We start from the raw sequence: 18,985 nt of genomic DNA on the forward strand, positions 1-18,985 counted from the left end.
GGCGTCAGGCGTCCTGGCGCTCCGGGGCGATCGTCCAGACCCGCTTGCGGACCAGGTACCAGCCACCGACCAGCGCGAGAGCGATCAGCGGCAGGACGTTCACGGTGGTGCGGCTGATGCCGTCGTCCATCCACATCAGGACCAGGACGGAGGCGAGGAAGACCAGCGTGACGATCTGGGTGTACGGAGCCCAGGGCAGCCGGTAGCCCGGCCGGGTGACGCGGCCGTCCCGGGAACGGTGCCAGAACAGCAGCGAGCAGACCATGATCATGCCCCAGGTGCCGATGATGCCGATGGAGGCGAAGTTCAGCACCAGCTCGAAGGCGTCGCCAGGCATGACGTGGTTCAGGAACACGCCGACGACACCGAAGCCCGCGGTGAGCAGGATGCCGCCGTAGGGCACGCCGCCCTTGTTCGTCACGCCGGTGAACCTGGGCGCGGAGCCGGACATCGACATCGAGCGCAGGATGCGGCCGGTGGAGTACAGGCCGGAGTTCAGGCGGGAGAGGGCGGCCGTGAGCACGACCAGGTTCATGACGCCGGCCGCACCCGGGATGCCGAGCTTGTCGAAGAGGGTGACGAAGGGGCTCTGGTCGCCGGAGTAGGCGGTGTACGGCAGCAGCAGGGCGAGCAGCACCACGGAGCCGACGTAGAAGAGGCCGACGCGCCACATGATCGAGTTGATCGCCTTCGGCATGATCTTCTCGGGGTTCTCGGTCTCACCTGCGGCGACACCGCACAGCTCGACGGACGCGTAGGCGAAGACGACACCCTGGATCAGCAGGAGCACCGGCATCACGCCCAGGGGGAAGATGCCGCCGTTGTCGGTGATCGTGGACAGGCCCGGGGTGTGGCCGCCGACCTCGTGCTGGGTGACGACGAGGAAGATGCCGACGAGCATGAAGATCACCAGCGCGGCGACCTTGATGATCGCGAACCAGAACTCCATCTCACCGAAGTACTTCACCGAGATGAGGTTGGCGGTGAGGACCACGGCGAGCGCGATGAGGGCGAGCACCCACGGCGGGATGTCGCTGACGCGCCCGCAAGATTACTCAGAGTGCGCGCAGACCGCCCTCAGGGCGCGAGGACGTCGAGCTCCTGGAGGGCGCCGACGGCGATCTCCCTCGTCAGTTGCTCGGCCCGGTCGGCGTCGCCTTCGCGAACGGCTTCGGCGACCTGCACATGGAGGGTGACGGCGGCCGGGTCGGGGTCCTCGAACATCACCTCGTGGTGCGTACGACCGGTGAGGACCTCGGCGACGACATCGCCGAGCCGGGCGAACATCTCGTTGCCGGAAGCGTTGAGCACGATCCGGTGGAAGGCGATGTCGTGCTTCAGATAGCCCTCCAGCTGATGGCCGCGGGAGGTGGCGACCATGCCGAGGGCGCACTCGGTGAGGCCGGCGCACTGCTCGGGCGTCGCGTTGCGGGCGGCGAGCGAGGCGGCCACGGGCTCGATCGCGGAGCGCAGCACGGTCAGGGAGCGCAGCTGCCGGGGGCGGTCGGCGCCGGCCAGTCGCCAGCGGATGACGCGCGGGTCGTAGACGTTCCACTCCGGGGTCGGGCGCACGGTCACGCCCACGCGGCGGCGGGACTCGACGAGATGCATCGACTCCAGGACGCGGACCACCTCGCGCACGACGGTGCGCGAGACGTCGAAGCGCTGGGCCACCTCATCGGTGCGGAGCACGCTGCCAGGCGCGTACTCGCCCGCGGTGATCGCCAGGCCGAGGCTGTCGAGGACGTGTGTGTGCAGCCCGTGGCCCTCTGTGCTCATGGAGCAAGAGTACGGGGCACGGTTCGGGAACTAAAAGTATGACGTTTATGTCTCACCCTCTTGAATACGTCGTACCTAATGCGTTTCAGTAGCGCGACGGCTCGACGTCGCACCGATGCCGAAGGCGTCGGACCGATGTCGATGAGGACAGCGAGGCACCAATGAGCACTCCCCACGTGGTTGTCGTGATGGGCGTGGCAGGGACCGGCAAGACAACGATCGGCCCCCTGCTCGCGGACGCACTGGGCGTCCCGTACGCCGAGGGCGACGACTTCCATCCCGCGGACAACATCGCCAAGATGACCGCCGGTGTCCCGCTGGACGACGTGGACCGTGAGCCGTGGCTCGACGCGATCGGGCAGTGGGCGCACGGCCGGGCAGGGCTCGGCGGTGTGGTCTCCAGCTCCGCGCTCAAGCGGAAGTACCGCGACCGGCTTCGGGCGGCCGCCCCGGACGCCGTCTTCCTCCACCTGACCGGCAACCGTGCACTGATCGAACAGCGGATGGCCGAGCGCAAGGGGCACTTCATGCCCACCACGCTGCTCGACTCCCAGTTCGCCACCCTGCAGCCGCTTCAGGAGGACGAGCCGGGCGTTCCCGTCGACGTCTCCGGCTCCCCCGAAGAAATCACCGAGCGTGCCGTCGCCGCACTGCGCCGGCTCGAGAACTAAGGAATCAGCGTGACCAGTCTCAGCGTCGAGATGCTGGCAGCGGACGCCACCGAACCGATCACCTCGGCAGGCAACGCACAGCTCGGCATCGCGGTCCTCGCGGGCATCGCCGTCATCGTCGTACTCATCACGAAGTTCAAGCTCCACGCCTTTCTGTCCCTGACGATCGGCTCGCTGGCGCTGGGTGCCTTCGCCGGAGCCCCGCTCGACAAGACCATCGAGTCCTTCACGAAGGGACTCGGCACCACCGTCGCGGGCGTCGGCGTACTCATCGCGCTCGGCGCGATCCTCGGCAAGCTGCTCGCCGACTCCGGCGGCGCGGACCAGATCGTGGACACGATCCTCGCGAAGGCGAGCGGGCGGTCCATGCCCTGGGCGATGGTGCTCATCGCGTCGATCATCGGCCTGCCGCTCTTCTTCGAGGTCGGCATCGTCCTGCTGATCCCCGTGGTGCTGATGGTCGCCAAGCGGGGCAACTACTCGCTGATGCGGATCGGCATCCCGGCCCTCGCGGGCCTGTCCGTGATGCACGGCCTCATCCCGCCGCACCCCGGCCCGCTCGTCGCGATCGACGCCATCGGCGCGAACCTCGGCGTCACCCTGGCGCTCGGCCTGGTCGTCGCCATACCCACGGTGATCATCGCGGGTCCGCTGTTCGCGAAGTACGCCGCCCGCTGGGTCGACATCCCGGCGCCGGACGGCATGATCCCCCAGCGGTCCTCCGAGGACCCGGACAAGCGGCCGAGCTTCGCCGCCACCGTCTCCACCGTGCTGCTGCCGGTCGTCCTCATGATGGCCAACGCCCTCGTCGAGATCATCGTCGACAACCCCGAGAACCCCGTCCAGCGCGTCACCGACGTCATCGGCTCGCCGCTGATCGCCCTGCTCGCCGCCGTGATCGTCGGCATGTTCACGCTGGGCCGCGCCGCGGGCTTCACCAAGGGCCGGATCGCCACGACCGTGGAGAAGTCCCTCGCCCCGATCGCGGGCGTACTGCTCATCGTCGGTGCGGGCGGCGGCTTCAAGACGACGCTGATCGACATCGGTGTCGGCCAGATGATCCTGGACTTCTCCAAGAACTGGGCCATCCCGACGCTCCTGCTCGCCTGGCTGATCGCGGTGGCGATCCGGCTGGCCACCGGCTCCGCGACCGTGGCGACGATCTCCGCCGCAGGTCTGGTCGCCCCGCTCGCCGCCGACATGGGCACGGCCGAGGCCGCCCTGCTGGTGCTGGCGATCGGTGCCGGTTCGCTCTTCTTCAGCCACGTCAACGACGCGGGGTTCTGGCTGGTGAAGGAGTACTTCGGGATGAACGTCGGTCAGACGATCAAGACCTGGTCGGTGATGGAGACCATCATCTCGGTGGTCGGCATCGTCTTCGTCCTGCTGCTGTCCCTGGTGTTGTAGCGGTCAGTCGTCATCCGGGTCCCACAGCGGGTGTTCCCGCCGGACCCACGGGCGCTCGACCGACCCGGTGCGCATGCCACGGCGTGCCTCCGGGTCGGCGAGCGCCATTCCGACATGGCCGAAGAGCACGAGGCCGATGGTGAGCGCCAGCCAGTCGTGCACAAAGGTCGCGCTCGTGCGCCACACCAGCGGGGCGAGATGCGTGAACCACATCAGCAGCCCGGTGCCGAGCATCACCAGCACCGCACCCGCGATCCAGGCGGCGTAGAGCTTCTGCCCGGCGTTGAACTTCCCGGCCGGGCGCGCCCCGGGGCTGTGGTCCCGGCGGCGTACGGCCCGCAGCCACTGCCGGTCGTGCGGCCCGAAGCGGTTGAGGCGCCGCAGATCCGCCCGGAAGGCGCGCGAGGCCAGACCCAGCAGGAACGGCACGGGCAGCAGCAGCCCCGACCACTCGTGCACGGTGACCACGAGGTGGCGGCGGCCGACGAGTTCGGCCAGTTCGGGTACGTACAGGGCGGCGGCGGTCGCGACGCACAGCAGCATCAGGGCTGCCGTGGTGCGGTGCACCCAGCGCTCGGCCCGGCTGAACCTCCGTACCCGCACGGGCGGTTCAGACGGTGGGGGCGTCGTCGCGGCCGTTCGACCTGCCGACCCAGGCGTCGACGTCATAGCCTCGCTCCTCCCAGTACCCGGGCTGCACTTCGGAGGTCAGGGAGATTCCGGAGAGCCACTTCGCGGACTTGTAGAAGTACATGGGCGCGACGTAGAGGCGCACCGGGCCGCCGTGCGCGTGGCCGAGCGGCTCGTCCTGCATGCGCAGGCAGACCAGGACGTCCGAGCGGCGCGCCTGGTCGAGGGTGAGGCTCTCGCTGTACGTCCCGTCGAAGCAGGTGAAGCGGATGGCCCGGGCCTCCGGCCGTATCCCCGCCGCGTCCAGCAGGACGGACAGTTTCACACCCTCGAACGGGGTGTCGGGGACGCGCCAGCCGGTGACGCACTGGACGTCCCGCACGATGCGGGTCTGCGGGAGCCCGCGCAGGGCGTCCAGGGTGTACGACGCGGGTCGCTCGACCAGTCCGCCGACGGTGAGGCGGTAGTTCGTGGCGTTCTTGTGCGGTACGGACGCGGCGACCGAGTAGTAGCGGAAGCCGCCGCCGTTGGGGAGCAGCCCGGTGAGCTTGGTGGGGTCCTTGTCGGCGACCGAGCCGAGGAAGGCCTCGAAGCCGCGCTGGAGGTACGGGGCGGTGGCCACTCCGGCGGCGCCGAGGCCGAGCACGGAGAGCACGACGCGTCGACCGACGGGCGTGCCCTCCGGGTCCGGGTCCCGGGGCGGGGTGGGAGTCGGGTCCTTCACATGACGATTCGAACACCCGCGGCCGCCGGATTCCAGTGGCCACGGGTGTTCGTCGGACTTCCGTCGGACTTCTGTCGGACTTCCGTCACCCGCGCGTGCCGGCCGGCTCCTCGGATTCGGCGGCGCGATCCAGCTGGAACGCCTCGTTGCCCAGGCCGATGCGCGCGTGCACCTCGGGCCGCGTGGACTTGAGCACCGCGCCGTACACCAGCCCGCCGACCAGCGTGACGCCGATGACGGCCGGCAGGATCCAGTTGAGCGCGGAGCCGGGTCCTGCGCCGATCAGGAGGTCGAAGTCCTTGACCGTGTAGACGGCGATCGCGATGAGCGCGAGGCCGGCGAGGGCGGAAGCGATCAGCCGCCAGGCCTGCGCCCCGGCCGCGCCGCGGCGGACGAAGAAGGCGATCACCGCGAAGGAGGCGGCGGCCATCAGCAGGATGACGCCGAGCGCGCCCACGTTGCCCATCCAGGCGAACAGCCGCAGCACCGGGGTGGTGGGGTCGCCCGCAGGCATGTCGTCGGTGATCGCGAAGGCCGCGATCACGAGCACGGAGATCGCGGACTGGAGCACGGAGCCGGTGGCGGGGGCGCCGCTGGACTTCTTCGTACGGCCGAAGCCGGCCGGCAGCAGCCCTTCGCGGCCCATGGCGAAGGCGTAGCGGGCGACGACGTTGTGGAAGCTCAGCAGCGCCGCGAACATGCCGGTGACGAAGAGGACGTGCAGGACGTCCGTGAAGGTGTTGCCGAGCCTGGCCTCGGTGAGCGAGAAGAGCAGCCCGGGCCCCTGCTCGGCCGACTGGCCGGTGATGGCGCCCGGTCCGGTGGCGACGGTGAGCGCCCAGGCGCTGAACGCGAGGAACAGCGCCGCATACCCGACGGCGAGGAACATCACCCGCGAGACGACGACGTGGGGGCGGCTGGTCTCCTCCGCATACACCGGGGACTGCTCGAAGCCGACGAACGCGGCGATGCAGAAGCAGAGAGCGGTGCCGAGGCCCGCGCCGGTGAGGGTCTCCGGGTTGAAGGCTCCCAGGGTGACGCCCTCGGAGCCCGGCTCGGCGATGGCGGCGACGTCGAAGATGACGACGAGCGCGCACTCGACGACGAGGAGGACCCCGAGCACCTTGGCGTTGAGGTCGATCTTCAGCCAGCCCAGTGCGGCGACGAGCGCGGCCGCGGCGAGGGCGGGCACCCACCAGGCGACGGTGATCTCCAGATAGGTGGCGAACAGGCCCGAGATCTCGAAGCCGAGAATGCCGTAGATGCCGACCTGCATCGCGCTGTACGCGACGAGGGCGACGAACGAGGCCCCGGCGCCCGCGGTGGAGCCGAGGCCGCGGGCTATGTACGCGTAGAAGGCGCCGGCGTTGTGGACGTGACGGCTCATCTCCGCGTAGCCGACGCTGAACAGCATCAGGACGACGCCGAGGATGACGTACAGCAGGGGCTGGCCGACGATGCCCATCACACCGAACACGGTGGGCATGACTCCGGCGACGACCATCAGCGGCGCGCTGGCGGCGAGCACGGACAGGAGCAGGCCTGCGGTGCCCAGGCGATCGGCGCACAGGGCGCGTTCCAGTCCCTTGTAGGTGCTGATCTCGCTGTCGGTGACAGCGGTTCTGGTGGCGCGCGTACTCGAACTGCCCGGCGACATGGCGGGGTGTGTCCTCTCTCGGATCAGACGGTGCCGAGCGCGGCGTTGCGCGCGGCATGGAACGCGTCGTACGGGTCCCGGTCCGGATAGGACCAGGGGGCCGGTGCGGCGTGCGGGCCGATGCGGTGGAACAGCGCGGCGGCCTCCGCGGACCTGCCCTCGCAGTGCTTCGCGTGGGCGAGGAAGTTGAGGTCCACGCGATTGCGGGGGTGGTCCTCACGCTCCCATTCCAGCCACCAGTCGAAGGCGGTCTTCATGACCTGCCGGGCACGGCGGCCGCTCCAGTGACCGGAGGCGAGCAGGTCGGCGGGCTCGATCCCGGTGGCGGCCAGCACCCGGTAGCGCTCCGCGTGCGCGACGACGGGCAGGACGGCGAGCGGCGAGTCCGCCGGGGCCTGTTCGGCGGCCCAGGCGGCGAAGTCGTACACCTCGTGGAGCGGGTCCTGGCCGGCGCCGGGGTGGCGTTCGGCGAGTCTGGCGGCCATCAGATGGTGGGCGTGGTGGTGCTCGGGGTGCCGGAAGCGCACCTCGTCGAAGAGGCGGGCGACCTCCTCCTCGGTGCCCAGGGTGCGGGCGAGGAGCAGCAGGGCGAGCCACGGAGTCGGGTCCTCGGGGGCGAGGTCCGCGGCGGCCCGGCATGCCGAACGGGCGTCATCCGGGCGCTCCTTGCCGCGCAGTGCCGCATGGACGGACGCACAGGCGAGGAGCGCGGTGGCGTCCGGGCTGCCGGGCTCGGCGAGCAGCCAGTCGCGCGCCCAGGCGGCGGTCGACGGGGCTTCGCCGAGCACGACGAGCCGGTGTCCGCGGCGGTCCCAGTCGTCCGCCGTCGCGGCGAGCATCGACCGTGCCGCGGTCCATCTCCCCTGCGCCAACTTCGCGCGTACGGTGATGAGTTCGGCGTCGTCGAGCGCCGAGTCGAAAGCCTGCCCGGAGCGTGCGGCGCGACGTCGGCCTCGGCCGAGCGGGGGCGGAGGTGGGGGCATCCGCGGGGCTTCCTTACTGCTGCGATGTGAGCGTGTGAGCGCGGGATGTGAGCGAGTGATCGCGCACAGCAAAGCGGTCCGGAAGGCTCCGAGTCAAGAGCGGTCTTGCGGGGTCAAGTCCCCTGGCTGGGGCGGCTGGTGGCCTGAGCGGTCCGGGTGGCGCCCGGGGGTGCGGAGGGGGCGCGGAGGGGGCGCCCTTCGTCGGGCTTTGTCCCCTCCCCGCCCCTTCCCGAACCAGGGCTCCGCCCCGGACCCGATCGCGGAGACTCCGCCCTCGGACCCTCGCGCCTCGGACTCCGGCGGGGCTGAGTTCCCGCGGCTCCGCCAGGACCCCGCCCCCTACGCCCTGGCGGGCGTGGGGCTGGGGCGTGGGGCTGCTCCTTCGGCCCGTCTGGCACTCGAGGACGGACACCCGAGCCCCACCTGCGACACCGGGCACATCCAACCCGCCCGACACCTGAGGACGCACACCCCGGCCCACCGGGTGGTATCAGGGCACCCAAGCCCGTCCGACGCTTGACGACAGACCCCGAGCCCCCCGAACGGCACACGATCCCATCGAACCGTCGGGCCCCGGACGGCACCGCACACATCAAGCCCGTCCGGCCCACCCGGCGGTATCGGCGCACACACAGGCCCGTCCGACGCTTGAGGACGGCCACCCCGGCCCCCCGCGAACGGCACACGATCCCATCGAACCGTCGAGCCCCGGACGGCACCGCACACATCAAGCCCCTCCGGCCCACCCGGCGGTATCGGGGCACACACAAGCTCGTCCGACGCTTGAGGACAGACCCCCGAGCCCCCCGGGACGGCACACGATCCCATCGAACCGTCGAGCCCCGGACGGCACCGCACACATCAAGCCCCTCCGGCCCACCCGGCGGTATCAGGGCACACACAAGCCCGTCCGACGCTTGAGGACAGACCCCCGAGCCCCCCGGGACGGCACCGGGCGCTCCCAGCGGGTTCAGGAAGGGTGGTGCAGGGGGCAAGCCCCCGTTGGCGCCCCGGGGCCGGGGCGAGGACCCGGGGGCGCTACGCCACCGCGTTGGCGGCCGCGCGGCCCGCGGCTCGGCCCGAGAAGATGCAGCCGCCGAGGAAGGTGCCTTCGAGGGAGCGGTAGCCATGAACGCCGCCCCCGCCGAAGCCCGCCGCCTCGCCCGCCGCGTACACGCCCGGCAGCGGCTCGCCGTCCGCCGTGAGGACGCGCGAGGAGAGGTCGGTCTCCAGGCCGCCGAGGGACTTGCGGGTCAGGATGTTGAGGCGCACGGCGATGAGGGGCCCGGCCTTGGGGTCCAGGATGCGGTGCGGGGAGGCCGTGCGGATGAGCTTGTCGCCGAGGTACTTGCGGGCGCCGCGGATCGCCGTGACCTGAAGGTCCTTGGTGAAGGGGTTGGCGATCTCCCGGTCGCGCGCGGTGATTTCGCGGCGCAGCGCGTCCTCGTCGATGAGCGGCTCCTTGGTGAGCGCGTTCATGCCGCGCACCAGCGCGCCGAGGTCCTTCTCGACGACGAAGTCCACGCCGTTGTCCATGAACGCCTTGACCGGGCCCGGCACGTCGGCCCGCGCGCGCCCGATGACGTCGCGCACCGACTTGCCCGTCAGGTCGGGGTTCTGCTCGGAGCCGGACAGCGCGAACTCCTTGCCGATGATGCGCTGGTCGAGGACGAACCAGGTGTAGTCGTACCCCGACGCCATGATGTGCTCCAGCGTCCCGAGCGTGTCGAAGCCGGGGAAGAGCGGCACGGGCAGCCGGCGTCCGCGTGCGTCGAGCCAGAGCGAGGACGGTCCGGGCAGGATCCGGATACCGTGCCGGGCCCAGATGGGGTTCCAGTTCTCGATGCCCTCGGTGTAGTGCCACATGCGGTCGCGGTTGATGTGGTGCCCGCCTGCCGACTCCGCGATGCCGAGCATCAGTCCGTCGACATGCGCCGGGACGCCGGAGAGCATCTTCTCGGGCGGCGTGCCGAGCCGCTCCGGCCACTGGGCGCGTACGAGATCGTGGTTCCCGCCGATGCCGCCGGAGGTGACGATCACCGCCTGGGCGCGGAGTTCGAAGGTCCCGGCGACCTCACGGCTGCTCGCCCTGCCGCGCTCCACCGAGGACGGCTCCAGGACCTCACCGGTCACGGTGTCCACGGTTCCGCCGGTACGGCCGAGTCCGGTCACCCGGTGCCGGAAGCGCAGTTCGACGAGGCCGCGCGCGACACCCTCCCTGACGCGCCGTTCGAACGGCGCGACGATGCCCGGCCCTGTCCCCCAGGTGATGTGGAAGCGCGGCACCGAGTTGCCATGCCCGTTCGCGTCGTACCCGCCGCGCTCGGCCCAGCCGACGACGGGGAAGAAGCGGACGCCCTGCGCGTGCAGCCAGGACCGCTTCTCACCGGCCGCGAAGTCGACGTACGCCTCGGCCCAGCGGCGCGGCCAGTGGTCCTCGTCGCGGTCGAAGCCGGCCGTGCCGAGCCAGTCCTGGAGCGCCAGTTCGCGACTGTCCTTGATGCGCATACGGCGCTGCTCGGGCGAGTCGACGAAGAAGAGGCCGCCGAACGACCAGTGGGCCTGCCCGCCGATGGACTGCTCGGGCTCCTGGTCGAGCAGGATGACGCGGCGGCCCGCGTCGACGAGTTCGGCGGTGGCCACGAGCCCGGCGAGCCCCGCTCCGATCACGATGACATCAGCGTCGTAGACCATGGGTGGTGTCCCTCTCGGAGCGGCGGGCCGGTGCTTCGGTGGCTTCGATCTTCGGTACGCGGCAGTAACCCGTCAACCGTTCGGGACGGACGGAACGGCGGGCCGACGGTGAAGGACGTCCTGGGCCGGTGATTTCATGGCGGTATGAGTGCCGATTCGAGTCCCGCCGACGAAATCCTCGACATCGTCGACGAGAACGACGAGGTCATCGGGCAGGCCCCGCGCGGTGAGGCCTACGCGCGAGGCCTGCGCCATCGCTGCGTGTTCGTCCAGGCCCGCGACGCCGACGGCCGGATCTTCGTCCATCGCAGGACGGCGACCAAGCTCGTCTTCCCCTCCCTGTACGACATGTGGGTCGGCGGAGTCGTGGGCGCGGGCGAGTCGTACGACGACGCGGCCCTGCGCGAGGCCGAGGAGGAACTGGGCGTCTGGGGACTCCCCCGGCCGGTCCCGCTCTTCGCGTTCCTGTACGAGGCCCCCGCATCCGATCCGGAGCAGATCTGGCAGACCTGGTGGTCGGCCGTGTACGAGGTCCGCTGCGAACTGCCGGTGGACCCGCAGGCCGAGGAGGTCGCCTGGCACGCCTTCGTGCCGGAGGCGGAGCTGGAGGCGCGTCTCGGCGAGTGGGAGTGGGTGCCGGACGGCCTCGAGGCGTACGAGAGGCTGCGCGCCTACCGGGCGTCCGCTGCCCCGACCGACTGAGTCCGCCCGGCGAGGACGTCGGAGAGCGTCCGGGCCTGGGCGTCGGTGATGCCCTGAGCGAGCGGGATCGTACGAGGGCTGAAGCCGCCCGTGCACACGGCGATCGGGCTCGCGTCCGTGCGGACCCAGCGCGGGCCGTCCGCCAGGTGGTGCTTCCGCAGCACCTCGGCCAGCTGCGGCGCGGTCGCCGCCGGTATGCCGCAGGACACGAGCGCCCGCTCGACGACCTCGACGGCCTCGTCGGGGATGTCGGCGTCGCCGAGTATCGGAAGCAGGAGCAGCAGTCGCTGTGCCGGGTCGGTGAGTCCGGCCCCGCCGTCCGCGTCCGCCGCGGCGATGGCGGTCAGCTCGGACCAGGACAGCCCGGGGCCCGCGGGCTCCTCGTCGTACTGGCCGAGGTGGCCGAGTCGCCCCCACTCCGGGTGGTGGATGAAGTAGTCCACACCACCGCCCTCGTCCTCGAAGGTGCGGAACACCACCATGGCCGTGTGCCCGCGCCCGAAGGGCACGCGCAGCACCGGCCAGGGCGCGTCCGCGTCGCTGAGCCTGTCCAGCATCTCCTCGAAGTCCCCGGCGTCCGTCACCTCTTCGACCTCGGCCGCCGATATCCACAGATGGGCGAGCCAGAACGCCGGGTCGGTGGCGAGCTCCTCTCCCGCGGTCAGCTCGGCCTCTTCCAGGTATTCGGGGACACGCACCTCATCGATCATGCCGGGACGCTGTCCACCGGCACCGACAACGCCGCCGGTAGGGTGCGACGCGTGAGCGACTTCGTGCAGACCCTGCGGCTCTGGTTCGCACCGCGGCGGATCCGGGACGAGGGCGAGACCCCCGACTATCGCTTCTCGCTCGCCAACGAACGCACCTTCCTCGCCTGGATCCGTACCGCGCTCGCACTCATCGGCGGCGGCTTCGCCGTCGACCAGTTCCTGCCCGACCTGCGCTGGGGTGTCCGCGTGGGGCTGTCGCTCGCGCTGATCGGGGCGGGCGTGCTCTGTGCGCTGCGGGCCGTCAATCACTGGGTGCGGTGCGAGCGGGCGATGCGGCACGGTGAGGATCTGCCCGTGTCGCGCTTCCCGACGGTGCTGGCGCTGGTCGTGGGGGCCGTGTCGGTCGCCATGGTGGTGGTCGTGGCCCGGGGGCGAGGGTGAGCCGGGCGGAGGCACGGGATCCGGGGCTGCAGCCGGAACGGACCCGGCTGGCGTGGCGGCGTACGACGCTGTCGTTCACGGTGGTCGCCGTGCTGGCGGCACGGCAGGTCGTGCACCGCGAGGACGTCACCTCGGACGACCTGGTCGCCCTGGCGCTCAGCGTGCTCGTATGGCTGGGGTTCCTGCTCGTGGCCCACTGGCGCATCGGGGCGATGAGCACGGGACGGCCGCCGGGCGCGATGCCGGCCGGGCAGGCCGTCGGCGCCACCCTGTGCACGCTCGCGCTCGCCGCGTTCGGCGTCGCGATCGTGTGGTGACGCCCGACGTGAGACACGGGGCCCGGGGGCTGGTCAGCTCTCCCAGTCGACGGTGACGACGATCTTTCCGTGGGTGTGGCCCTCCTGGCTGAGCCGCTGTGCGTCCGCGGTCTTCTCGAGCGGGAAGCTGCGGGCCACACGGACCTCGATGACCTCCTCCTCGGCGAGCTCGCTCAGCCGGTAGAGGTCCGCGGTGTTGGGTCGTACGAAGACGTAGCGCCCGCCGAGCGTGGTCACCGCCGGGTCGGCGATGGAGGCGAGCCGGCCGCCCGGCGCAAGCAGCTCCGGGGAGAGCGCGAGCGTGTCGCCGCCGATCATGTCGAAGACCGCCTGGACTCCGTCGGGCGCCAGGGCCCGTACCCGCTCGACGAGCCCCTCGCCGTACGTCACCGGCTCCACGCCGAGGTCGCGCAGATGTTCGTGCGACGGTTCACTGGCGGTGCCGATCACGCGGGCGCCGAAGTGGTGGGCGAGCTGTACGGCCATGGACCCGACACCGCCGGCCGCGGCGTGCACGAGGATCGTGTCGCCCTGCCCGACGCCCAGTGCCTGTGTGAGCACCTGGTACGCCGTGAGTCCGGCCAGCGGCAGCCCGGCGGCCTCCTCGAAGCTCAGGTTGCGGGGCTTGCGGGCGAGCGCGCGGACCGGGGCCGCGACGTACTCGGCGAAGGTGCCGCGGCAGAGGAAGTCCTCGCGGGCATAGCCCATGACCTCGTCCCCGACGGCGAACTCGGGCACCGCCAGCCCGGGCTGGACGACGACCCCGGAGACGTCCCAGCCGGGGACCACCGGGAAGACGGTGTCGACGAGCCCGTCCAGGAGGCCCTCGCGGGACTTCCAGTCGACCGGGTTGACGGCCGCTGCCCGCACCTTGACCAGGACATGGTCGGGGCCGACCTTCGGCTCCGGGAGTTCGCCGTACTCCAGGACCTCGGGACCGCCGTAGCGGCGGTAGCTGATCGCCTTCATGCTCCGACCCTCCGGCGCGCCCGGGGCTCGCGCAAGCCGGACGGGCCGCTCCGGGGGGACGCCTGAGGGAAGACCTTTACCGCGGCACGCCACCGAAACCGTGAGGAAACGGCTATTTCGGACTAGCCTGAGCGAGGTCGGAAAACACGCCGAACACCCCGAAGGTGAGCGTCATGACCGTTCTCCACCAGGAGCACTCCACCCACGAGCACACCCACGGACCGGCCTGCGGGCACACCGAGATCGTGCACGGCGACCACATCGACTACGCGCACGACGGTCATCTGCACCGCTCGCACCAAGGGCACTGGGACGAGTGCGAGCCGGGCGGGCATGTCACCCACGGCGAGCACACCCACCAGCACGGCAACGGCTGCGGGCACACCGCGGTGCGCCACGGGGACCACGTCGACTACGTCCACGACGGCCACCGCCACGCCGCCCACGACGGGCACTGGGACGACCACTGACCGCGCTTCCCCCAGGAGGCGGTCCACTGGCAGTCTGACCTCGTCAGTTCGACCACTCTCCTGGGGGAGCCACGGTGTCTGCCACCGATCCGTACACCGTTCAGCTCGCGCCGACCGTGCACGCGTATGTGCAGCCCGACGGCGGCTGGTGCCTGAACAACGCCGGATTCGTCAGTGACGGGGAGTCCACGCTCCTCGTCGACACCGCCGCCACCGAGCGGCGCGCCCGGCTGCTGCGCGAGGCGCTCCTCGCGACCGGCGCCCCGCTGCCGCGGACGCTGGTCAACACGCACCACCACGGGGACCACACCTACGGCAACGCCCTGTTCGCGCCGGAGGCGACCGTCCTCGGCCATGAGGCCTGCCGCCAGGAGGTGCTCGCCGCCGGGCACCAGCTCCACCTCATCTGGCCGGACACCGACTTCGGCGACATCACGATCACCGCGCCGGACATGACGTACAGCGAGCGCCTCACCCTCCGCGCGGGCGGGACGGAGGTCCGGCTGATCCACCCGGGCGTGGCGCACACGGTCGGCGACACGATCGTCCATCTGCCGGAGCACGGGATCGTGTTCACCGGCGACCTGATCTTCAACGGCGGTACGCCCTTCCTCCTGATGGGCTCGCTCAGCGGCTCGCTGCGGGCGCTGGAACTGCTGCGTTCGCTGGACGCCGGAACCGTCGTCCCGGGCCACGGCCCGGTCGGCGACCCGTCGGCCTACGACGCGACCGAGCGCTACCTGCGGTACGTCGCCGAACTCGCCGAGACCGGCAGGGCCAAGGGGCTGACGCCCCTGGAGACGGCCAGGGGCGCCGATCTCGGGGAGTTCGCCGAACTGCCCGAGAGCGAGCGGCTCGTGGCCAATCTGCACCGCGCGTACGCCGAGCTGGACGGGGAGCCCGAGGGCTCGCCGCTGGACCTCGTCACGGTCCTCGGGGACATGACGGTGATGAACGGGGGCGTGCCCGTGGCATGCCACGCGTGAGGCTCCCGTCCCGGGTTCGTCCGGCACCGTCCGGGCGGCCCGGATTCCGTCCTCGAACGCCGGACGGGCTCCCATCAGCCGATACCGCCGGGTGGACCCGCGTGTCCGTCCTCGAACGCCCCGACCGGCTGCCGGCCTCGTCCCCACCCCCGCCCCGCCCCCGCTACCAGCGCGGGACCGGTGGGGTGCGCCACGACGGGTCCACGTGGCGCATCGCCGCCGCGTCGTCGCGTTCGCGCATCGTGCCGTCGTCCTCCAGCCACCGCCGGTGCAGCACGGCCAGCCGTTCCCGGTCGAGCTCGACGCCGAGGCCCGGCGCGTCGGAGACGGTCAGGCGTCCGTGCTCGAAGGTGTGGCGGGCGGTGAGGACGTCCTCCGTCTGCCAGGGGTAGTGGCTGTCGCAGGCATGGTGCAGGTCCGGGACGGTCGCCGCGACATGCGTCATCGCGGCAAGGCTGATCCCCAGATGCGTGTTGGAGTGCATCGAGAGGCCGACACCGTACGTCCGGCAGATCGCGGCCAGTTCGCGCGTCCTGCGCAGTCCGCCCCAGTAGTGGTGGTCGGAGAGCACGATCCGCACGGCGCCACGTGCGAAGGCGTCCGGGATCTCGGGGAAGGTCGTCACGCACATGTTGGTCGCCAGCGGCACATCGGTGCCCGCCGCGACCTCGGCCATGCGGTCGGTGCCGCTCGCCGGGTCCTCCAGGTACTCGAGGACGTCCTTGAGCTGTTCGGCGACGTACAGGGACGTCTCCACCGACCAGGCGCCGTTGGGGTCGAGGCGCAGCGGCCGGCCGGGGAAGGCCTCGGCGAGCGCGCGGACCGCCGCGATCTCCGCGTCGGGCTCGAAGACGCCGCCCTTGAGTTTGAAGGACGTGAAGCCGTGCTCGCGCTCGAAGCGGCGGGCCTGGGCGACGACACCCGCGGGGTCGAGCGCGGCGCCCCAGTCGTCCGCCTCGCCGCCCGCCGGATGGGCGGCCCAGCGGTAGAAGAGATACGCGCTGTACTCGACGGAGTCGCGGACCTTGCCGCCCAGCAGGGCGTGCACGGGCAGCCCGAGCGTCTTGCCGAGGGCGTCCAGGCAGGCGACCTCGAAACCGGAGACGACCGAGAGCCGGAGCTTGTCGGCGGTCTGGACGCCGCGCAGTCCGCCCGCGTCGACGCTCTCGTCGGCGGCCCGTGAATCGCCGCACACCGTCTCCGCGAGGCCGAAGAGCCCGTTCAGATCCGTGACCGAGTGGCCGGGCAGCGCATCGGCGAGGGGGCGGGCGAGGTCGAGGTACTTCCCGTCGCCGTACGTTTCGCCCACGCCCGTCACGCCGCCACGGGTCACGACCTCGACGATGAGACGCGGGGTGTACGGCTGGTGGACGCCCTGGGTGTTGAGCAACGGCGGATCGGCCATGAGGATCGGGGTGAGCCGGACCGTGTCGATGAGCAGCGCGGTATCCATACGTGAACTCTATTCAGGGATACAACCCACGGCCAGAGTGCGGAGCAGGCTTTCGGGTCACGCTCTGGACGACATACCGACTGGTCGGTCATCATGGTCGGGATTCGTCAGCCGCCCAGGAGGTGCCCCCGATGAGCTCAGTCCACCCGCCAGGCCTCGAGCCCGAGCAGCTGCGCGGCTTCCTCGACCGCGAGCGGCCGGGCCTGGTGAACGGACCGCTCAGCGCCCGGCTGATCCAGGGCGGCCGGTCCAACCTCACGTACACCGTCACCGACGGCGCGGGCCACTGGGTGGTCCGCAGGCCCCCGCTCGGGCATGTCCTCGCCACCGCCCACGACATGAAGCGCGAGCACCGGGTCATCGAAGCGCTGCACCCGACGGCCGTCCCGGTGCCGCAGCCGCTGCTGCTGTGCGAGGACGAGTCGGTGCTCGGCGCGCCCTTCTACGTGATGGAGTTCGTCGAGGGCACCCCGTACCGCACGGCCGAACAACTCGCCCCGCTCGGCCCCGAGCGCACCCGCAACGCCGTCCTCGGCCTCGTCGACACGCTCGTCGAGCTGCATGCCGTGGACCCCGGGTCCGTGGGCCTGGGCGACTTCGGCCGGCCCGAGGGCTTCCTCGACCGGCAGCTGCGCCGCTGGGGCAAGCAGCTCGCGGCCTCCCGGGGCCGCGAGCTGGCGGGCATCGACGAGCTGCACGCGACCCTCGGCCGCGCACTGCCGGAGTCACCGGCACCCGCCGTCATCCACGGCGACTACCGCCTCGACAACGTCCTGATCGGCGACGACGACCGGATCAAGGCGGTCCTCGACTGGGAGATGTCCACGCTCGGCGACCCGCTCACCGACCTCGGGCTGCTCGTGATGTACAGCCAGAAGCTGGAGGTCCCCGACTCCCCGGTCAGCACGACGGCCGGGGCCGCCGGCCACCCGGAACCGGAGGAGCTGATCGAGCGCTACGCCGCCCGCTCCGGCCGCGACATCTCCGCCATCTCCTGGTACACGGCGTTCGCCTGGTTCAAGCTCGCCGTGATCCTGGAGGGCATCCACTACCGCTACACACTCGGGCAGACCGTCGGCGCCGGCTTCGACCGCATCGGCGAGCTCGTCCCCGTCTTCATCGAGCACGGCCTCACCACCCTGCAGGAAGGCTGATCACACCCATGGACTTCGGATTCGACGCGCGCACCGAGGAGCTGCGGGACAGGCTCCTCGCCTTCATGGACGAGTACGTGTACCCGGCCGAGGCGGTCGCCCACGACCAGCACGCCCGGCTCGCATCCCCGTGGGACACCCCGGCGGTGATCGAGGACCTCAAGGCCGAGGCCCGCAGGCAGGGCCTGTGGAACCTCTTCCTCCCCGACGCGGAGTACGGGGCCGGGCTGACCAATCTCCAGTACGCGCCGCTCGCCGAGATCACCGGCCGCTCCCCGCATCTGGCGCCCACCGCGCTGAACTGCGCGGCGCCGGACACCGGCAACATGGAGGTGCTCGCCCTCTTCGGTTCCGACGAGCAGAAGAAGCAGTGGCTGGAGCCGCTGCTGGCCGGTGAGATCCGCTCCGCCTTCGCGATGACCGAGCCCGAGGTGGCCTCGTCCGACGCGACCAATATCGAGACGCGGATCGAGAGGGACGGCGACGAGTACGTCATCAACGGCCGCAAGTGGTACATCTCCGGGGCGATGAACCCGAACTGCAGGATCTTCATCGTCATGGGCAAGACCGACCCGGACGGCCCGGACATCCGCCGTCAGCAGTCGATGATCCTCGTCCCGCGCGACACGCCCGGACTCGAGGTCCGCCGCGCGATGCAGGTGTACGGCTTCGAGGACCATCTGCACGGCGGCCACGCCGAGGTCGTCTTCGACAACGTCCGCGTACCGGCGTCGCACCTGATCGGCGAGGAGGGCGGCGGATTCGCGATCGCCCAGGCGCGCCTCGGCCCGGGCCGGATCCACCACTGCATGCGGCTGATCGGCATGGCCGAGCGGGCCATCGAGCTGATGTGCCGCCGGGCCGTGTCGCGTACCGCCTTCGGCAAGCCGATCGCCCAGCAGGGCGTGGTGCAGGCCTGGATCGCGGACGCCCGGGTCGCCGTCGAGCAGCTGCGGCTGCTCGTGCTGAAGACCGCGTGGCTGATGGACACGGTCGGCAACCGCGGCGCACACACCGAGATCCAGGCCATCAAGATCGCCACGCCGCGCGCGGTCGTGGACATCCTCGACAAGGCGGTGCAGGTGCACGGCGCCGGCGGCGTCAGCCAGGACTTCCCGCTGGCCGAACTGTGGGCGGCGGCGCGGACGCTGAAGCTGGCGGACGGCCCCGACGAGGTGCACCAGCGGTCGCTGGCACGGCAGGAGCTGAAGAAGTACCTGTAGCCGGGGCCAGGGTCT

At 71.2% G+C, this 18,985-nt stretch carries 18 protein-coding genes and 1 pseudogene; 9 read left to right on the top strand and 10 right to left on the bottom strand.

All coding sequences use genetic code 11. The features are described 5' to 3' along the window. Nucleotides 1-4: 4 nt before the first annotated feature. Nucleotides 5-1,036 (bottom strand): annotated as a pseudogene (locus ACWCP0_RS28930) (amino acid permease); the annotation flags it as partial. A 41-nt stretch (nt 1,037-1,077) separates the two neighbouring features. After that, the gene (locus ACWCP0_RS28935; protein WP_451081709.1) at nt 1,078-1,779 is read right to left on the bottom strand and encodes a FadR/GntR family transcriptional regulator; all 702 of its coding nucleotides are present in this window, start codon (nt 1,777-1,779) and stop codon (nt 1,078-1,080) included. A 161-nt stretch (nt 1,780-1,940) separates the two neighbouring features. On the opposite strand from ACWCP0_RS28935, the gene ACWCP0_RS28940 reads away from it, so the two are divergent. Both ACWCP0_RS28940 and ACWCP0_RS28945 read left to right on the top strand, forming a co-directional pair. Next, entirely contained in the window at nt 1,941-2,450 is a 510-nt protein-coding gene (locus ACWCP0_RS28940; protein ID WP_451081710.1) for a gluconokinase, read from the top strand. A 9-nt stretch (nt 2,451-2,459) separates the two neighbouring features. Then, nucleotides 2,460-3,857: a GntP family permease gene (locus tag ACWCP0_RS28945; RefSeq protein WP_451081711.1), complete on the top strand. Its 1,398-nt coding sequence runs from the start codon at nt 2,460-2,462 to the stop codon at nt 3,855-3,857. Nucleotides 3,858-3,860: 3 nt separating this feature from the next. On the opposite strand, the gene ACWCP0_RS28950 is transcribed toward ACWCP0_RS28945, so the two are convergent. The 5 genes from ACWCP0_RS28950 to ACWCP0_RS28970 form a co-directional block, all read right to left on the bottom strand. After that, nucleotides 3,861-4,526, bottom strand: coding sequence for a cytochrome b/b6 domain-containing protein (locus ACWCP0_RS28950; protein ID WP_451081712.1), 666 nt, complete (start codon nt 4,524-4,526; stop codon nt 3,861-3,863). Further along, entirely contained in the window at nt 4,468-5,211 is a 744-nt protein-coding gene (locus tag ACWCP0_RS28955) for a molybdopterin-dependent oxidoreductase (protein WP_451081713.1), read from the bottom strand. Before ACWCP0_RS28955 ends, ACWCP0_RS28950 begins: the two co-directional genes overlap by 59 nt. Nucleotides 5,212-5,296: 85 nt before the next feature. After that, nucleotides 5,297-6,868, bottom strand: coding sequence for an APC family permease (locus tag ACWCP0_RS28960; RefSeq protein ID WP_451081714.1), 1,572 nt, complete (start codon nt 6,866-6,868; stop codon nt 5,297-5,299). Between the two features lie 23 nt (nt 6,869-6,891). Next, complete coding sequence (locus tag ACWCP0_RS28965; RefSeq protein WP_451081715.1) at nt 6,892-7,851, bottom strand: hypothetical protein; 960 nt, start codon at nt 7,849-7,851, stop codon at nt 6,892-6,894. A 1,038-nt stretch (nt 7,852-8,889) separates the two neighbouring features. Then, entirely contained in the window at nt 8,890-10,545 is a 1,656-nt protein-coding gene (locus ACWCP0_RS28970) for an FAD-binding dehydrogenase (protein ID WP_451081716.1), read from the bottom strand. A gap of 144 nt (nt 10,546-10,689) precedes the next feature. Here ACWCP0_RS28970 and ACWCP0_RS28975 point away from each other — a divergent pair, with 144 nt between their 5' ends. Next, nucleotides 10,690-11,247 carry an NUDIX hydrolase gene (locus tag ACWCP0_RS28975; protein WP_451081717.1) on the top strand — a complete coding sequence of 186 codons (558 nt, stop codon included), beginning with the start codon at nt 10,690-10,692 and terminating at the stop codon, nt 11,245-11,247. Here ACWCP0_RS28975 and ACWCP0_RS28980 read toward each other — a convergent pair. Then, nucleotides 11,217-11,957 (bottom strand): hypothetical protein, encoded by a 741-nt coding sequence (locus ACWCP0_RS28980; protein WP_451081718.1) that lies wholly within the window; start codon nt 11,955-11,957, stop codon nt 11,217-11,219. The two genes, ACWCP0_RS28975 and ACWCP0_RS28980, sit on opposite strands and share 31 nt — an antisense overlap. A gap of 51 nt (nt 11,958-12,008) precedes the next feature. On the opposite strand from ACWCP0_RS28980, the gene ACWCP0_RS28985 reads away from it, so the two are divergent. Further along, nucleotides 12,009-12,398 (top strand): YidH family protein, encoded by a 390-nt coding sequence (locus ACWCP0_RS28985; protein ID WP_451081719.1) that lies wholly within the window; start codon nt 12,009-12,011, stop codon nt 12,396-12,398. Then, nucleotides 12,395-12,715, top strand: a complete 321-nt coding sequence (locus tag ACWCP0_RS28990) for a DUF202 domain-containing protein (protein ID WP_451081720.1) — start codon at nt 12,395-12,397, stop codon at nt 12,713-12,715. The genes ACWCP0_RS28985 and ACWCP0_RS28990 overlap by 4 nt, the downstream gene beginning before the upstream one ends. 33 nt (nt 12,716-12,748) lie before the next feature. Here ACWCP0_RS28990 and ACWCP0_RS28995 read toward each other — a convergent pair whose 3' ends face one another. Beyond that, nucleotides 12,749-13,684, bottom strand: a complete 936-nt coding sequence (locus tag ACWCP0_RS28995; protein ID WP_451081721.1) for an NADP-dependent oxidoreductase — start codon at nt 13,682-13,684, stop codon at nt 12,749-12,751. Nucleotides 13,685-13,857: 173 nt separating this feature from the next. Here ACWCP0_RS28995 and ACWCP0_RS29000 point away from each other — a divergent pair, with 173 nt between their 5' ends. Together ACWCP0_RS29000 and ACWCP0_RS29005 are read left to right on the top strand one after the other, a co-directional pair. Continuing rightward, entirely contained in the window at nt 13,858-14,154 is a 297-nt protein-coding gene (locus tag ACWCP0_RS29000; protein ID WP_451081722.1) for a hypothetical protein, read from the top strand. Nucleotides 14,155-14,228: 74 nt separating this feature from the next. Continuing rightward, nucleotides 14,229-15,140 (top strand): MBL fold metallo-hydrolase, encoded by a 912-nt coding sequence (locus tag ACWCP0_RS29005; protein WP_451081723.1) that lies wholly within the window; start codon nt 14,229-14,231, stop codon nt 15,138-15,140. Nucleotides 15,141-15,303: 163 nt separating this feature from the next. On the opposite strand, the gene ACWCP0_RS29010 is transcribed toward ACWCP0_RS29005, so the two are convergent. Next, nucleotides 15,304-16,593 (bottom strand): glucarate dehydratase family protein, encoded by a 1,290-nt coding sequence (locus tag ACWCP0_RS29010; RefSeq protein ID WP_451081724.1) that lies wholly within the window; start codon nt 16,591-16,593, stop codon nt 15,304-15,306. A 131-nt stretch (nt 16,594-16,724) separates the two neighbouring features. Between ACWCP0_RS29010 and ACWCP0_RS29015 the strand changes: the two genes are divergently transcribed. Continuing rightward, nucleotides 16,725-17,747 carry a phosphotransferase family protein gene (locus ACWCP0_RS29015; RefSeq protein ID WP_451081725.1) on the top strand — a complete coding sequence of 341 codons (1,023 nt, stop codon included), beginning with the start codon at nt 16,725-16,727 and terminating at the stop codon, nt 17,745-17,747. A gap of 8 nt (nt 17,748-17,755) precedes the next feature. After that, on the top strand, nt 17,756-18,970 hold the full coding sequence (locus ACWCP0_RS29020; protein ID WP_451081726.1) for an acyl-CoA dehydrogenase family protein: 1,215 nt from the start codon (nt 17,756-17,758) through the stop codon (nt 18,968-18,970). Nucleotides 18,971-18,985 lie beyond the last annotated feature (15 nt).

This window comes from Streptomyces sp. NPDC001970 (genome assembly GCF_053594115.1).

What these genes read in the sequence shown, in the direction of transcription:
- ACWCP0_RS28935 (WP_451081709.1), bottom strand. Translation starts at nt 1,779, where the DNA reads ATGAGCACAGAGGGCCACGGGCTGCACACACACGTCCTCGACAGCCTC.
- ACWCP0_RS28940 (WP_451081710.1), top strand. Translation starts at nt 1,941, where the DNA reads ATGAGCACTCCCCACGTGGTTGTCGTGATGGGCGTGGCAGGGACCGGC.
- ACWCP0_RS28950 (WP_451081712.1), bottom strand. Translation starts at nt 4,526, where the DNA reads ATGACGTCGACGCCTGGGTCGGCAGGTCGAACGGCCGCGACGACGCCC.
- ACWCP0_RS28960 (WP_451081714.1), bottom strand. Translation starts at nt 6,868, where the DNA reads ATGTCGCCGGGCAGTTCGAGTACGCGCGCCACCAGAACCGCTGTCACC.
- ACWCP0_RS28965 (WP_451081715.1), bottom strand. Translation starts at nt 7,851, where the DNA reads ATGCCCCCACCTCCGCCCCCGCTCGGCCGAGGCCGACGTCGCGCCGCA.
- ACWCP0_RS28970 (WP_451081716.1), bottom strand. Translation starts at nt 10,545, where the DNA reads ATGGTCTACGACGCTGATGTCATCGTGATCGGAGCGGGGCTCGCCGGG.
- ACWCP0_RS28975 (WP_451081717.1), top strand. Translation starts at nt 10,690, where the DNA reads ATGAGTGCCGATTCGAGTCCCGCCGACGAAATCCTCGACATCGTCGAC.
- ACWCP0_RS28980 (WP_451081718.1), bottom strand. Translation starts at nt 11,957, where the DNA reads ATGATCGATGAGGTGCGTGTCCCCGAATACCTGGAAGAGGCCGAGCTG.
- ACWCP0_RS28995 (WP_451081721.1), bottom strand. Translation starts at nt 13,684, where the DNA reads ATGAAGGCGATCAGCTACCGCCGCTACGGCGGTCCCGAGGTCCTGGAG.
- ACWCP0_RS29000 (WP_451081722.1), top strand. Translation starts at nt 13,858, where the DNA reads ATGACCGTTCTCCACCAGGAGCACTCCACCCACGAGCACACCCACGGA.
- ACWCP0_RS29010 (WP_451081724.1), bottom strand. Translation starts at nt 16,593, where the DNA reads ATGGATACCGCGCTGCTCATCGACACGGTCCGGCTCACCCCGATCCTC.
- ACWCP0_RS29015 (WP_451081725.1), top strand. Translation starts at nt 16,725, where the DNA reads ATGAGCTCAGTCCACCCGCCAGGCCTCGAGCCCGAGCAGCTGCGCGGC.
- ACWCP0_RS29020 (WP_451081726.1), top strand. Translation starts at nt 17,756, where the DNA reads ATGGACTTCGGATTCGACGCGCGCACCGAGGAGCTGCGGGACAGGCTC.